Here is a 14,616-nt window from a genome sequence, read left to right on the forward strand (position 1 = left end):
CGGAGGCACCGGGCGTAGGCGGGGTGGAGCGTCGGCTCGCCGACGTGAGCCTGCCTAGAACGGAATGTCGTCGTCGAGGTCGTAATTGGGCTTCGAGCCGCCGCCACCGCCGGACGACGGAGCCGGCCGGCCTCCGCCGCCGGAGCGGCCACCACCACCGCCACCGTAGTCGCCGCCGCGATCCGAACCGCCTCCGGAGCCGCCACGGCCGCCGCCGTAATCGCCGCCTCGGCTGATCTGGCCACCGCCCTCCTCGTCGGCGCCCATCTCGCCACCGCCGCCGCTGCGGCCGTCGAGGAGGGTGAGCTCACCTCGGAACCGCTGCAGCACCACCTCGGTGGTGTACTTCTCGACGCCGGACTGGTCGGCCCATTTGCGCGTCTGCAGCTGGCCCTCGATGTAGACCTTAGAGCCCTTGCGCAGGTACTGCTCGGCGACCTTGGCGAGATTCTCGTTGTAGATCACCACCGAGTGCCACTCGGTCTTCTCCTTGCGCTCGCCGGACATCTTGTCCTTCCAGGACTCCGAGGTCGCGATGCGCAGGTTGACCACCGGGTCGCCGGAGGCGAGCCGCCGCGTCTCGGGATCGCGTCCGAGGTTGCCAACCAAAATCACCTTGTTGACGCTGCCGGCCATGCCGCTCTCTCCTCCGAACCGATCTCACGACGGCGCGGGGCCGGGCTCCACATCGCCGCCCCCGCCGACCCACGTCCTGAGGCTTTCGCGCGCCGCCGACAACCGCATCGGCCGGCGTTGTCCACCACGCAGCGAATCTGTCCCCAGACCTCCGATGTTCTACTCATGTTCTCGTCGCCCAGCAAGGGAACGAGGCCCGTCGCCTACGGCAGCCTGACGAGCATCTTGCCGAAGTTGCGGCCCTTGAGCAGGCCGACGAAAGCCTCGGGTGCCCTGTCGAGGCCCTCCGCGATGTCCTCGCGGTGCTTGACGCGACCCTGCGCCAGCCATTCGCCGACCTCGGCGAGGAAGGCGGCCTCCTGGTCGGCGAAGTCCCAGACGATGAAGCCCTGGATGTGCAGGCGCTTGGTGAGCACCGCCCGCATCAGGATCGGCGAACGATCGGGGCCGGGCGGCAGGTCGGTGAGGCTGTAGCCGGAGACGAGGCCGCAGACCGGCATGCGGGCGAAATCGTTGAGGAGCGGCAGCACGGCCTCGAACACCGCGCCGCCGACGTTCTCGAAATAGACGTCGATGCCGTCCGGGCAGGCGGCGGCGAGGCTGCCCGGCAGGTCGGGGCCGCGGTGGTCGACGGCCGCGTCGAAGCCGAGTTCGTCGACGAGGTAGGCGCATTTCTCCGCGCCCCCGGCGATGCCGACGGCCCGGGCGCCCTTCAGCTTGGCGATCTGGCCGACCAGGGACCCCACCGGGCCGGCGGCGGCGGCCACCACCACGGTCTCCCCCGCCTTCGGACGACCGATGGTGAGGAGGCCCGTATAAGCGGTCATGCCCGGCATCCCGAGGATGCCCAGCGCCGTACCGACGGGGGCCACGCCCGGATCGAGCCGCCGCAGGCCGCTTCCATCGGAGATCGCAAAATCCTGCCAGCCGCCGAAGCCGACGACGAGGGTGCCGGGCGCGAAATCGGGATGGCGCGAGGCCACGACCTCGCTGACCGTGGCGCCGACCATGGTCTCGCCGATCTCGACGGGCTTGGCGTAGGATTTCGCCGCGCTCATGCGGCCCCGCATGTAGGGGTCGAGGGACAGGATGCGGTTGCGCAGGAGCACCTCGCCCTCCTGGGGGGTGGGTGCCCGCACCTCCTCCATCCGGAAATGCGCCGGGCTCGGTTCGCCATGGGGGCGCGAGGCGAGGACGATGCGGCGGTTGAGCTCGGCCATGGGCACTTTCAGAGGTTGGAGACGTTCAGGACACGGCGACCACGGCGCGAACCGGCGCGCCGCTGTGGTGCGGTCCATAGGAGTGCAGCATGGCGCGAATGGGGATGATCGCAGGCCTCGACGGATCGATCTCGGCGAGCCCGAGCGACCTCCGGTCTGTCGCGCGATCCGGGGGCAGGACCGTCGCGCCCGTCTGGACGGTCGGCCTGGCGATGGTCGCGATCGGCTCGGCGGCGGCGGTCAAGGCCGATCCTCTCTCGGAGCATCGCTGGCGGTCGCGGGTCCTCGTGATCTCCGCACCCAGCGCCGACGACCCGCGGGCACGGGCGCAACGCGCCATCGCCGCGGCGGCCGGGAAAGCCATGGCCGAGCGCGACCTCGTGAGCGTGGACGCCTATGGCGACGCCCCATCGGCGGTGGCCCTGAGGAAGAAGCTCGGACTTCCCGAGGGCGCCTTTCGGTCGGTTTTGATCGGCAAGGACGGAGGGGCCAAGCTCGTGGCCACCGATCCGATTACGGCGGCGCAGCTGGCCTCGACCATCGATGCGATGCCGATGCGACGGGACGAGATGCGACGCTAGGCACGACGAAAAAAAGGGGCCGCGCGATCGCGGCCCCCATCGTCGAGATCACCGATGTCGGTCGCTCAGTAGCAGCGCTCGACCAGCACGCGGCGGTAACCGTAGGGCGTCCAGCGGGTGCGCGGCACGGTGTAGCACTCGCCGTAGCCGCCGTAGGATGCCGGGGCATAGCCACCGCCGTAGCCGTAACCGCCACCGTAGCCCACAGGTGCGTAGCCGTAGCTCGGGTAGTAGCCACCACCGTAGAGGCCGCCGGCCGCCAGACCGAGGCCGAGACCCAGGCCGACCGCTCCGATGCCGACGCCGCGTCCATAGCCGCGGCCACCGTAGTAGCCGCCGCGATAGCCGCCGAAGCCACCGCGATAACCGCCGAAGGCCGCCGGACGATAACCGCCGCCGAAGCCGCCACGGTATCCCCCGAAGCCGCCGCGATAGCCCCCGCCGAAGCCGGCTCCGCGGAACCCGCCGCCGCCGAAGCCGCCCCGGAAGCCACCACCGCCGAAGCCACCGCCACCGAAGCCGCCGCCGTGGAAGCCACCGCCCCGGAAGCCCCGGGCATCGGCGGTGGCGGGAATCAGGGCCAGCGCCCCGACCATGGCGGCTGATGCGAGAAGAACACGTTTCATGATCGATCTCCGAAAGACGTCACGTCCCCCATGGGCATGAAACGCTCGGTTGTCGAAAACGGTTCATGCCCCGTTTCGCCCCGTGGGCGCGGCAAGTTTGCGGGGTCCGATCGAACGGTCGGCGCCGGGGCGTTGCATCTCGCGGCCAGAACCATCACACACCACCCAGATTTTCGGGCCGTTCGTGCCGCCGTCCTTCCGGGACGACGCGGCGCGAAGAGTCGGCAGTTCGACGCCGTCCGTGATCGATACCCAAGAGACATGACGATCATGAAGACGCGCGCAGCGGTGGCGTGGGAGGCCAAGAAGCCTCTCACCATCGAGACCATCGATATCGAAGGACCCAAGGCCGGCGAGGTTCTCGTCGAGCTCATGGCCACGGGCATCTGCCACACCGACGCCTACACCCTGTCGGGCCTCGATTCCGAGGGCAAGTTCCCGGCGATCCTCGGCCACGAGGGCGCCGGCATCGTGCGCGAAGTCGGCGCCGGGGTCACCGACCTGAAAGTCGGCGACCACGTCATCCCGCTCTACACGCCGGAATGCCGCAGCTGTAAGTCCTGCCTGTCGCAGCGCACCAACCTCTGCACGGCGATCCGCTCCACGCAGGGCCAGGGCGTGATGCCGGACGGCACCTCGCGCTTCTCCTGCGTCTCCACCGGCGGCAGCCCGGGCAGCGCGAATTCCGTGTTCCACTACATGGGCTGCTCGACCTTCTCGAACTTCACGGTGCTGCCGGCGATCGCCCTGGCCAAGATCCGCGAAGACGCCCCCTTCGACAAGATCTGCTACATCGGCTGCGGCGTCACCACCGGCATCGGCGCGGTCATCTACACCGCGAAAGTCTGGCCCGGCGCCAACGTGGTGGTGTTCGGCCTCGGCGGCATCGGCCTCAACGTGCTCCAGGCCGCCCGGATGGTGGGCGCCGACAAGATCATCGGCGTCGACATCAATCCGGACAAGCAGGAGATGGCCCGCAAATTCGGCATGACCCACTTCATCAACCCGAAAGAGGTCGGCAACGATCACGTCGTCGCGGCGATCCTCGACGCCACGGGGGGCGGCGCCGACTTCTCGTTCGACTGCACCGGCAACGTCAACGTCATGCGCCAGGCGCTCGAATGCTGTCATCGCGGCTGGGGTGAATCGATCGTCATCGGCGTGGCCGAGGCCGGCAAGGAGATCTCGACCCGTCCGTTCCAGCTCGTCACCGGCCGCGTCTGGAAGGGCTCGGCCTTCGGCGGAGCGCGCGGCCGCACCGACGTGCCGAAGATCGTCGACTGGTACATGGAGGGCAAGATCAACATCGACGATCTGATCACCCACACCATGCCGCTCGAAGACATCAACCACGGCTTCGACCTCATGCACGAGGGCAAGTCGATCCGGTCGGTGGTGGTTTACTAGGATGGATCTTGGCTGACACTGCCTCCCTCCCCCTTTGTGGGGAGGGAAAATCCATGCCCCCAATAAAATCCATGCCCCTAGCAGGAGAGCACACATGGAAACCATCTCGAAGGCCCGCGCCCATGGCGGCACGCAGGGCGTCTACAAGCACGATGCGGCGACCACCGGCTGCCCGATGACCTTCGCGGTGTTCGTGCCGCCGCAAGCCGAGAACGGCCCGGTGCCGGTGCTATGGTACCTGTCGGGCCTCACCTGCACCCACGCCAACGTCATGGACAAGGGCGAGTACCGCAAGGCGGCAGCCGAGCACGGCGTCATCATCGTGGCGCCCGACACCAGCCCGCGCGGCCCCGGCATCCCGGACGAGGCGGACAACTGGCAGTTCGGCTCAGGCGCGGGCTTCTACCTCGACGCCACGCAGGCGCCCTACGCCGCGAACTACAAGATGTGGAGCTACGTCACCGAGGAGCTGCCCGCCCTCGTCGCCAAGGAGTTCCCGGCGGACATGACCCGCCAGGGCATCTTCGGCCACTCGATGGGCGGCCACGGGGCCCTCACCATCGCGCTGACCTACCCCGACCGCTTCAAGTCGTGCTCGGCCTTCGCCCCCATCGCCCAGCCCTCCACGGCCGGATGGTCGAAGCCCGCCTTCGAGAAGTACCTCGGGACCGACACCGCCACGTGGCGCGCCCACGACGCCACCGCGCTGATCGAGGACGGCAAGCGCTTCCCGGAATTCCTGGTGGACCAGGGCACGGCCGACAGCTTCCTCGACGACGGCCTTCGCCCCTGGCTGCTCGAAGAGGCCTGCAAAAAGGCCGGGATCGCCCTGACCCTCAACATGCGCGAGGGCTACGATCACTCGTACTACTTCATCTCGACCTTCATGGCCGACCACATCGCCTGGGCCGCCAAGCGGCTGGGATGATCCCGCCCCGCCTCCGAAGGGTCGGACTCCGTCCGACCCTTCGGAGGCCGACGCCGCTTGCCGTGTGTCAAAACAACTTTACACATTCGCCATCAGCGGCTTTGATGCGGTTCGAAGTGCGAGCACGTCGCCCATCCGGCGGCCCCGGGGATCGACCGGGACAGGTGGACGCGCTCCCAGAGTAGAGTCATGGCCGCGTCCCGTACCGAGCGATCCCTCGCATCGCCCCCCTCCCCTCCGGCCTGGCCGGTGCCGGCGCCGCGCGATCTGTGCACCGACTGCGGGATCTCCCGGACGGCCGACCCCAAGCGCTGCGGCACGGCCTGCCAGTTCATCAAGCCGGACTATGCGGGGCTGGAGGCGCGGGTGCACGGCCGGGCGCGCGACGAGGCCCGCACCGACGAACGCTTCTTCGGGCCGTTCCGGCGCATGCTGCGCGCCAACCTCGTCGCGCCGCGCGAGGGCGCGCAATGGAGCGGAATCACCACGCGGCTCGCCGAGCGCCTGCTCGAGACCGGCGCGGTGGATGCCGTGCTGACCATGGCCGCGGACCCGGACGACCGTTGGCGGCCGGTCCCCGTCCTCGTCACCCGCCCCGAGGATCTCGCGGCCTGCCGGGGCATGCGCATGGGCTACGCGCCCCTCCTCGCCCTGCTCGAACCGGCGCGCGAACGCGGCTACCGGCGCCTGGCCGTCGTCGGCATTCCCTGCCAGGTCTATGCCCTGCGCGCCCTCGAAGCCGAACTGGGGTTCGAGCGCCTCTACGTGATCGGCACGCCGTGTTCGGACAACACCACCACCGAGCGGTTCCACGACTTCCTGGCGCTCCTGTCCGAGGATCCCGCCACGATCGTCTACCTGGAGTTCCGGGCGGACTACCACGTCGAGCTGCGCTTCTCCGACGGCCGCGTGAAGGCGATCCCGTTCCTGCAGTTGCCGATCTCGCAGTTGCCGCCCGACTTCTTTCCCCTCACCTGCCGGACCTGCGTCGACTACACCAACGTCCTGTCCGACATCACGGTGGGCTACATGGCCGGGCAGGGCGAGCAATGGCTCATCGTCCGCAACGAGCGGGGCGAGGAACTGCTTGCCCTGCTCGGTGACGAGGTCCGTACCGCGGCCCCCGGCAGCGCCGGCAAGCGGAAGGGGGCGGTGAAGGGGTTCCTCGCCAACGTCGAGCGCGCGGCCGGCGGCCTGCCGCTCCGCCGCATGCCCGACTGGGTGCGCCCCATCGTCGGCTGGCTGATGCCGCGGGTCGGACCGCGCGGGCTCGAATTCGCCCGTACCCGCGTCGAGATGAAGGCCGTCGAGACGGTGCTGCACCTGCGCCGCAACCGGCCGCGGCGCCTGCGCACGATGGTGCCGCCCCACGTCTGGGCCCTGGTCGCCCCCTACGGGCTGACGCCGACGGAGGACGAGACGCCCAGGGCCGCGATCCCCGTCGACCCGGCATGACGCTCTCACCGATGCAGCGGGTCCGGCGGGCCGCCGTGGCCGTGGCCGCGCTCATCGCCATCGCGGCGGCCCTGTGGCACCTGCAGGCGGCCACGCGAGGGCTCGTCGTCGAGGCGGTGTCGGTGGACGGCACGCCGGCCACCGTGTTCCGGGCGGCCGGCGCCCCGCCCGGGCCGGTGGTGGTGATCGCGCACGGGTTCGCCGGTTCGCAGCAGCTGATGCTGCCGTTCGCGACGACGCTCGCGCAAAGCGGCTACGTCGCCGTCACCTTCGACTTTCCCGGCCACGGCCGGAACCCCGCGCCCCTCAGCGGCAGCATCACCAGCGAGGACGGCGCGACCCGAAGCCTCGTGGACGCGACGAAGCGGGTGATCGACCGCCTGCGCGGCCGCGGCGACGGACGCCTGGCCCTCCTCGGCCATTCCATGGCCTCCGACATCGTCGTGCGCGTCGCCCAGAACATCCCGGACCAGGACGTGCCGAAGCAGGACGTGCCGGAGGTCGCCGCCACAGTCGCGGTCTCGATGTTCTCCCCCGCCGTCACCCGCGACAGCCCGCGCAACCTGCTGATCGTCGCCGGGGGCTGGGAGGGCACCCTGCGGGCCGAAGGCCTGCGCGCGGTCGGGCTGAGCTCGGCACCGGACGCGCCGCGCGAGGGCGTCACCTATGGCGACATCGCGGCCGGCACCGCGCGCCGGCTCGCCGTCTCCCCCGGCGTCGAGCATGTCGGCGTGCTCTATGCCCGGGCCGGACTCGAGGAGGCCGCCGCTTGGCTCGACGCGACGTTCTTGCGGTCCGGTCCTATACCGCGTCCCTTCGACGGGCGCGGCCCCTGGATCGTCCTCCTGCTCGCCGGGGTCGTCGCGCTGGCCTGGCCGGCCTCCCGTCTCCTGCCCGTCGTGAGCCCGGTGCCTTTGGGCGCAGGCTTGAGCTGGCGCCGCCTGTGGCCGGCGCTGGCGATCCCCGCCATCGTCACGCCCCTCGTCCTGCGGGTGGTGCCGACCCACGTCCTGCCCGTCCTCGTGGCGGATTACCTCGCCGTCCACTTCGCCGCCTACGGCTTCCTCACCGCCACCTGCCTGTGGTGGATCGGGCGGCGTGGCGCACCGGTGGGGACGAAGGCGCCGATCTCCGTCCCGGCGCTCGCCGCCGGAGCCGCCGCGGTCACGCTCTACGGATTCGTCGGCCTCGTCCTGCGCATCGACGCCTATGCGACCGCTTTCGTGCCCGCCCCGCACCGGGTGGTCCTGATCCTGGCGATGCTGGTGGGGACCCTGTCGTTCTTCCTCGCCGACGAATGGCTCACGCGCGGGCGGGGGGCCGCACGAGGGGCCTACGCCGCCTCGAAGCTTGTCTTCCTCGCGTCGCTGGCGCTCGCCGTCGGGCTCGACTTCGGGCGCCTGTTCTTCCTCGTCATCATCGTGCCGGTGATCGTGCTGTTCTTCCTCGTATACGGCGCCATCAGCGGCTGGAGCTACCGACGCACCGGCCACCCCATGGTGGCGGGCCTCGCCAACGCCATCGCCTTCGCCTGGGCGATCGGCGTCACCTTCCCGCTGTTGGCACGCTGAGACGGAGGCGGACATGAGCGAATCCCAGATCTCGATCGATTCCCGGGTCTCGACGGAGTCTCGAGGCTCGGCGACGACGGCGGCGCCGGGCTTCGCGCACGAGCCGGGCCGCGACGGCACGGCCGCGACGACCCCGGCGAGCACTACGCCGGCCAGGACCACGCCCGCTCCCTCCGCGGTGCTGGAACTCCTCAAGCCGGTGACGTGGTTTCCGCCGATGTGGGCCTTCGGCTGCGGCGTGGTCGCCTCGGGCGTACCGCTCGCCGGGAACTGGCTCGTGGCCGTCGTCGGCATCGTGCTCGCCGGGCCGCTGGTCTGCGCCACGAGCCAGGCGGTCAACGACTGGTACGACCGCGAGGTCGATGCCATCAACGAGCCGAGCCGGCCGATCCCCTCGGGGCGCATCCCCGGCACCTGGGGCCTGCGCATCGCCGTCGCCTGGACGGGGCTTTCGCTCCTGGTGGCGCTCGCCCTGGGGCCATGGGTGTTCGTGGCGGCCGTCGTCGGGCTGGCCCTGGCCTGGGCCTACAGCGCGCCGCCCCTGCGGCTCAAGCGCAACGGCTGGTGGGGCAACGCCGCCTGCGGCCTCTGCTACGAAGGCCTCGCCTGGGTCACCGGAGCGGCGGTGATGGTCGGCGGCGGACTGCCGCCGGCGCCCTCGCTGATCCTCGCCGCCCTCTACAGCGCCGGGGCCCACGGCATCATGACCCTCAACGACTTCAAGTCGATCAAGGGCGACCTCCAGACCGGCATCCGGTCGCTGCCGGCGATGCTGGGTCCGCAGCGGGCCGCGACGGTGGCCTGCTGGATGATGGCGGTGCCGCAGGTGGCGGTGATCGGCTTCCTGCTCGCCTGGGACCGGCAGGTCGAGGCCGCGGTGATCGTGGTCTTCCTGGCCGGCCAGCTCGTGATGATGCAGACGTTCCTCAAGGCGCCGACCGCCCGGGCGATCTGGTACAGCGGCTTCGGCGTACCGCTGTTCGTGTTCGGGATGCTGGCCAGCGCGTTCGCGGTCCGCGGGATGGTGGTGTGACCGGCGGGCGCGCAGACCGAGTCCCGCCGTGCGGTTCCCCGCCCGCTGACCGACCCCGCCCTACTTGGTGATCTTCACCGAGACCGGATCGCTCGAGGGAAACGTCTCCTCCAGCGCCTCGTCGAGGCGCTCGTTGAGGGCGCCCTGGTCGTTCTCCGGGCGGCCCTTGTCCGACGGCGCGGTCTTGGCGCCGCTCGTGGGCTTGGTGTCGTCCTCGTGCGGACCCGGCGGCTGGCCCTTGCCGGGCGTCCTGGCGTCGTCGACCATCGGTTGTCTCCCAAGGTTTCGCGTCGTGCACCGCAGCGGCGATGCTCTCATGCGGTCAACGCGCGGCGGAGCCCAGAGGTGCCAGACGGGTCAGCCGGGGCCGGTCGGGCCTCGCCGCCGCGCTGCGCCGGACGACCTCGTAGACGCCCTGCAGGCGGTCGAGATGGGCGTCGAGGGTCAGCGGGCTGCCCCAGTAGCGGTCGTAGGCGGTCCGTCCCATGCGTGTGGCGAGGTCGTCGTCGCAGAGCCGGCGCAGGTGCGCGGCCAGCGCCTCGGGGTCGCCGGTGCGGAACCAGAAACCGTTTTCGCCGTCCTCGATCGCCTCGCGGCCGGCGCAGTCGTCGCTCACCACCACCGGCGTGCCGCAGGCGAGCGCCTCGTAGACCGTGAGCGGCTGACCCTCGTACCAGACGCTGGGGAACACCAGGGCGCGGGCCTGCCGCATGGCGGCCGCCACCGCCTCGGGGTCCTTCCAGCCGAGCATCACCGCCTCGGGATAGCGCGCGACGAGGTCGTCCCGGCGCGGTCCGTCGCCGATGAAGACCGGGCGCACGCCGGCGAGCCGCGCGGCCTCGGCGAAGACCGGCGCACCCTTCTCGCTGGAGATGCGGCCCACGAACAGGAAGTCCCCGGGCGGCCCCTCGCGCAGGGGCGCCTGGGCGATGCCGATCGGGTTGTCGACCCGGTGGAACGCGGTGCCGGCGGGCAGGTAGGGCGTCACCACCCGCTCCTGCAGGGCGCTGATGGTGACGATGTGGGGAAACACGTCGCGCAGGCCCGCCACGTGGTCGAGGCCGGCGTGGCGCACCAGGCGCAGGACCTTGCGCGGATAGCTGCGCGCGTCGCAGTTCGTGGTGGCGCAATCGAGCGACATCGGCACGCGATGGCAGATGCGTTGGGCGGGAAACTCGTAGAACCCCCCGTTCGGGCAGACGAGGAAGAACTCGTGCATCGTGTAGAGGAGCGGCAGCCCCGAGCGCCGCAGGCTGACCCCGATCGAGGGCGACAACGCCTTGGCGAAGGCATGCACGTGCACGATGGTGTCGTGCGGGTCGCAGACACTCAGCTCCTGCGCGAGGCGCCGGGCCGCGGTCCGGTTCCAGATCGCCTGGACCGCGAAGGCGAGGCGGTTGCGGGTGGTGGCGATGTCGTCCTGGTCGAGGCAGACCACCCGGACGCCGGCGGCCGCGAGGCGCGGATCGGCCGGGCCGACGGCGGCGAACAGCGTGACCCGGTGCCCGCGCCCGACGAGGCCGAGGGCTTCGTCGATGGCGACCTTGGCCTGGCCGCCGTTGATGAAGGCGTGGTCGGCGACGAGGACGACGTGCATGGCGGGTCGACCTTCATCGGGGCGGCGGGGACCCGATCTTTACCATCCGTGCGTTGATCGGCCGTAAACCAGGTTAGATTGTCGACAGTCGGCGACGATGCCGCCCGAGCCGGTGACACGCCCATGCACGTCGTTGTCCTGGCCGAATTCGCGGTGGCGAGCGGGGGCGCCGAGAAGGTCGCGGTGGAATCGGCCAGGGCCCTGGCCGAGGCGGGCGTCGCGGTGACCTACGTCCAGGCCATCGCGGGACCGGCCGATCCGCTGCTCGACCACGCCGGCATCGCCCGGATCGTCCTCGGGAACGCCGACATCTGGGACCGGCCGCGGTTGGCGGGGGCCATGGCCGGCCTCTGGGACCGGGCATCGGCCCGGCGCCTCGCGGCGGCCCTCGACGGCCTGTCGCGCGCCCCCGACGTCATCCACCTGCACCAATGGACACGGAGCCTGTCGCCGAGCGCTTTTCCGGTACTGGCGAAGCGCGGCGTGCCGGTGCTCGTCACCCTGCACGACTACTTCCTCGCCTGTCCCAACGGGGTCTACTACCGGTTCGACCGAAACGAGCCCTGCACCCTCCGGCCGCTCTCGCCGGCCTGCCTGAGCGCACCCTGCGACGGTCGCGGGCGCCTGCACAAGCTCGTCCGGGTCGGCCGCACGGCCGCCCTTCGCGCCACCCTGCGCCGCCGCCGGCTCGACGTCGTGCACGTCTGCGACGCGAGCCTGGACCGGATGGGCGACCTCGTCGGCGGCCTCGACCTGCGCCATCACCGCATCGACAATCCAGTGCGGGCGATGCCCGGCCCGCCGGCCGAGCCGGACCGCGGCGACGCCGTCGCCTACGTCGGGCGCCTCACCCGGGAGAAGGGCGCCGACCTCGTGGCCGAGGCCGCCCGGGTCGCCGGGCTCACCGCCCTGTTCATCGGCGCCGGGCCGCTGGAGGAGGAGCTGCGGGCGCGGCCCGGCGTCGAGGTCGTCGGCTGGCAGGCGCCCGAGGCCGTCGCCGCGATCCTGCGCTCGCGCGCCCGGGCCCTGGCCGCCCCCTCGCGCTGGTACGAGACCGGGCCGCTCACGGTCTACGAGGCCCTGGCCGCCGGCATCCCGGTCGTCGCCTCGAACCGGTCGGGGGCGGCCGAGAAGGTCGTCGACGGGCTCACCGGCTTCGTCACCGCCCCGGAGGTCCCTGCCCTCGCGGCGGCCTTCGGGCAGCTGCACGACGACCGGCGGGTCGCCGACCTCGGGCGGGCGGCCCACGACCACTACTGGGCGAGCCCGATGACGGCCGCGCGCCACGCCGCGGCACTGATCGCCCTCTACGACGATCTGGCGAACCGACGGCCGGATTGACGCGCGTGCGCCCTTGTCCGGCGTTCGGTCATGAATCCGCCCCTTCGGCCGTGGATCAGGGTCGGCGTCGCCCCGTTCCGAGAGCTGAATGACCCGAATCCTCACCGTCGTCGCCGGCCTCTTCGCCCTCGCCCTCGGGGCGCTCGGGCTGTCGGCCTGCTCGCCGCTCGCCCTGTTCGACGCGCTGGGACCCCGCGACGGCGGCGGCCGCCTCGCCCTCAAGGATGCCGTCTACGGCAGCGATCCGCGCGCGAAACTCGACGTGTTCGTGCCGGTGGCCGCGGCCAACCGGGCGCCGGTGCTGGTGTTCTTCTACGGCGGCTCGTGGAAGAGCGGCGCCAAGGAGGATTATGCCTTCGTCGGCCAGGCGCTCGCCGCGCAGGGCTTCGTGACGGTGATGCCCGATTACCGGCTGTACCCGGCGGTGCGCTTCCCCGCCTTCCTCGACGACGGGGCCGCCGCCGTCGCCTGGGTGCGCGACAACATCGCGGCCCTGGGGGGCGACCCGAACCGCATCGTGCTCGCGGGCCATTCGGCCGGGGCCTACAACGCGGCGATGCTCGGGCTCGATTCCCGCTACCTGCGCCGGGCCGGCGTCGACCCCAAGGCGATCCGGGCGGTGGCGGGCCTGTCGGGCCCCTACGATTTCCTGCCGCTGGACGAGGGCACCGCCCGCGAGGTCTTCGGCGAGGCGCCCGACAAGGCCGCGACCCAGCCGATCACCTTCGCCGGGCCGCATTCGCCGCCGGCCTTCCTCGCCACGGGCGAGGCCGACACCATCGTGCGCCCGCGCAACACGCAGAACCTCGCCGCCAAGCTGCGCGCCGTGCGCGTGCCGGTGCAGGAGCGGGTCTATCCCGGTCTCGACCATGCCGACACGCTTCTGGCCCTCTCGGTGGCCTTCCGCTCGAAGGCTCCGGCGCTGTCGGAAATGACCGCCTTCCTCCGGCAATACGCCGAGGAGCGCCCCTCGGTGTCCGCGGCGCGCCGGTAAGACGCCTATCCCCCCCGCAGCCGGGCGCGCACGGCGCGGTGGTCGGGCGCATCGACGAAGGCCGTCCGCATCGCCTGCCAGAGCGGCGTGCGCCCGTAGGCGTCGTCGAGGGGCAGCGCGCGCTGGGGCAGCCCGTCCCGGCGGCGGCGCTGCGGGTTCACGTCGAGCCAGGTGTTGGCGTTTGTGATGTCCCAGGTCGTGACGGCGAGGAGCGCGGGCTCGTCGAGGGCCACGTCGAGGAAGCGCCGCGCGAAGTCGGAGACCTTGCGGTCGCGCACGGCGATGTCGGCCGGATAGGCCCTGTCGTCGACGTCGAACTCGGTGATCTCGATGGAGAGCCCCAACGCCGCGATCTCCGCCAGAAACCGGCGGAAGGCGCGCTCGTCGAACGGCAGCGTGCTGTTGAGGTGCCCCTGCAGGCCGAAGCGGCGGACCGGCACGCCGCGGGCCAGTAGGCCCTCGAGGGTCTTGAGCACCATGGCGCGGCGGCGCTCGACCCAGTCGGCGGCGGGTTCGAGGTCGTTCTCGTTCCAGACCCCTGCGGCGAGGGGATCGACCTCGCGCAGGATCGCGAAGGCGAGGTCGACGTAGCGGGGGCCCAGCGCGTCGAGCCAGGGGCTGTTGCGCAAGCCGCCCTCGCGCCCGTCCTGCGGCCCGCAGATCTCGTTGACCACGTCCCAGGATTCGATGCGGCCGCGGTAGCGCCCCGCGATGAGGCCGATCCAGCGTCGCATCAGTGCCTCCGCCTCGCGCGGCGCCGTCATCCGCTCCCGCGCCCAGGCCGGCAGGGCCTCGTGCCAGACCAGGGTCGTGCCGCGCAGGGACTGGCCGTTGGCCCGCGCGAAGGCCGCGGTCTCGTCGCCGCCGGCAAACGCCGGCCGCTCCGGCTGCGGCCAGGCGTGGGCCATCTTCATCTCGTTCTCGGCCACCACCAGCCCGCACTCCCGCGCGATCGCCCGGCCGTAGGCCGGGTCGCGGCGCAACGGCGTGATGTTGACGGCCGAACCGTAGGCCAGCCCCTTGGCCCGCGCGGCGGCGTGGAGGCCGTCGCGCGCCCAGGCCCGCGCCTGCCCCCCCATCCCGGCGGCGAGCGCGAGCCCCCCGGCGACGACGGCCCGACGATCGGTCCCCCCGCCGGCGGCGCGATCGGGCTCGCGCGCAAAGATCATCGCGCAGCCCTCACCGGAGAGCACGCGGCCGCCGGGGTGGAGGAGCCGAACCAGTGAC

At 71.6% G+C, this 14,616-nt stretch carries 14 protein-coding genes; 8 read left to right on the forward strand and 6 right to left on the reverse strand.

Annotated elements, in window-relative coordinates:
• Window positions 1-54: 54 nt before the first annotated feature.
• Both ssb and ASF39_RS09380 read right to left on the reverse strand, forming a co-directional pair.
• On the reverse strand, window positions 55-636 hold the full coding sequence (gene ssb, locus ASF39_RS09375) for a single-stranded DNA-binding protein (RefSeq protein ID WP_056283054.1): 582 nt from the start codon (window positions 634-636) through the stop codon (window positions 55-57).
• Window positions 637-839: 203 nt separating this feature from the next.
• Entirely contained in the window at window positions 840-1,856 is a 1,017-nt protein-coding gene (locus ASF39_RS09380; protein ID WP_055886561.1) for an NADP-dependent oxidoreductase, read from the reverse strand.
• An 89-nt stretch (window positions 1,857-1,945) separates the two neighbouring features.
• On the opposite strand from ASF39_RS09380, the gene ASF39_RS09390 reads away from it, so the two are divergent.
• The gene (locus ASF39_RS09390; RefSeq protein ID WP_347379718.1) at window positions 1,946-2,437 is read left to right on the forward strand and encodes a DUF4174 domain-containing protein; all 492 of its coding nucleotides are present in this window, start codon (window positions 1,946-1,948) and stop codon (window positions 2,435-2,437) included.
• Window positions 2,438-2,502: 65 nt separating this feature from the next.
• Here the strand turns inward: ASF39_RS09390 and ASF39_RS09395 are convergent, their stop codons facing one another.
• Complete coding sequence (locus tag ASF39_RS09395; protein ID WP_056283061.1) at window positions 2,503-3,063, reverse strand: hypothetical protein; 561 nt, start codon at window positions 3,061-3,063, stop codon at window positions 2,503-2,505.
• A 270-nt stretch (window positions 3,064-3,333) separates the two neighbouring features.
• On the opposite strand from ASF39_RS09395, the gene ASF39_RS09400 reads away from it, so the two are divergent.
• The 5 genes from ASF39_RS09400 to chlG all read left to right on the forward strand — a co-directional run bounded on the left by ASF39_RS09400 (window position 3,334) and on the right by chlG (window position 9,457).
• A complete protein-coding gene (locus ASF39_RS09400; protein ID WP_056283525.1) occupies window positions 3,334-4,470 on the forward strand; it encodes an S-(hydroxymethyl)glutathione dehydrogenase/class III alcohol dehydrogenase in 1,137 nt (378 codons plus the stop codon).
• Window positions 4,471-4,564: 94 nt separating this feature from the next.
• The gene (gene fghA, locus ASF39_RS09405; RefSeq protein WP_056283064.1) at window positions 4,565-5,398 is read left to right on the forward strand and encodes an S-formylglutathione hydrolase; all 834 of its coding nucleotides are present in this window, start codon (window positions 4,565-4,567) and stop codon (window positions 5,396-5,398) included.
• A gap of 189 nt (window positions 5,399-5,587) precedes the next feature.
• Window positions 5,588-6,853, forward strand: coding sequence for a Coenzyme F420 hydrogenase/dehydrogenase, beta subunit C-terminal domain (locus ASF39_RS09410; RefSeq protein ID WP_056283067.1), 1,266 nt, complete (start codon window positions 5,588-5,590; stop codon window positions 6,851-6,853).
• On the forward strand, window positions 6,850-8,424 hold the full coding sequence (locus ASF39_RS09415; protein ID WP_244472332.1) for an alpha/beta hydrolase: 1,575 nt from the start codon (window positions 6,850-6,852) through the stop codon (window positions 8,422-8,424). The genes ASF39_RS09410 and ASF39_RS09415 overlap by 4 nt, the downstream gene beginning before the upstream one ends.
• A 13-nt stretch (window positions 8,425-8,437) precedes the next feature.
• Window positions 8,438-9,457: a chlorophyll synthase ChlG gene (gene chlG / locus ASF39_RS09420; protein WP_082494461.1), complete on the forward strand. Its 1,020-nt coding sequence runs from the start codon at window positions 8,438-8,440 to the stop codon at window positions 9,455-9,457.
• 60 nt (window positions 9,458-9,517) lie between these two features.
• Here the strand turns inward: chlG and ASF39_RS09425 are convergent, their stop codons facing one another.
• The gene (locus tag ASF39_RS09425; protein ID WP_055886581.1) at window positions 9,518-9,724 is read right to left on the reverse strand and encodes a hypothetical protein; all 207 of its coding nucleotides are present in this window, start codon (window positions 9,722-9,724) and stop codon (window positions 9,518-9,520) included.
• A gap of 55 nt (window positions 9,725-9,779) precedes the next feature.
• A complete protein-coding gene (locus ASF39_RS09430; protein WP_056283075.1) occupies window positions 9,780-11,054 on the reverse strand; it encodes a glycosyltransferase family 4 protein in 1,275 nt (424 codons plus the stop codon).
• A gap of 123 nt (window positions 11,055-11,177) precedes the next feature.
• On the opposite strand from ASF39_RS09430, the gene ASF39_RS09435 reads away from it, so the two are divergent.
• Window positions 11,178-12,395 (forward strand): glycosyltransferase, encoded by a 1,218-nt coding sequence (locus ASF39_RS09435; protein WP_056283080.1) that lies wholly within the window; start codon window positions 11,178-11,180, stop codon window positions 12,393-12,395.
• Between the two features lie 88 nt (window positions 12,396-12,483).
• Window positions 12,484-13,389, forward strand: coding sequence for an alpha/beta hydrolase (locus tag ASF39_RS09440; RefSeq protein ID WP_056283083.1), 906 nt, complete (start codon window positions 12,484-12,486; stop codon window positions 13,387-13,389).
• Window positions 13,390-13,394: 5 nt separating this feature from the next.
• Here ASF39_RS09440 and ASF39_RS09445 read toward each other — a convergent pair whose 3' ends face one another.
• Window positions 13,395-14,558, reverse strand: coding sequence for an endo-1,4-beta-xylanase (locus ASF39_RS09445; protein WP_056283085.1), 1,164 nt, complete (start codon window positions 14,556-14,558; stop codon window positions 13,395-13,397).
• Between the last annotated feature and the right edge of the window lie 58 nt (window positions 14,559-14,616).

It is taken from the genome of Methylobacterium sp. Leaf108, assembly GCF_001423265.1.
Taxonomy (GTDB): domain Bacteria; phylum Pseudomonadota; class Alphaproteobacteria; order Rhizobiales; family Beijerinckiaceae; genus Methylobacterium.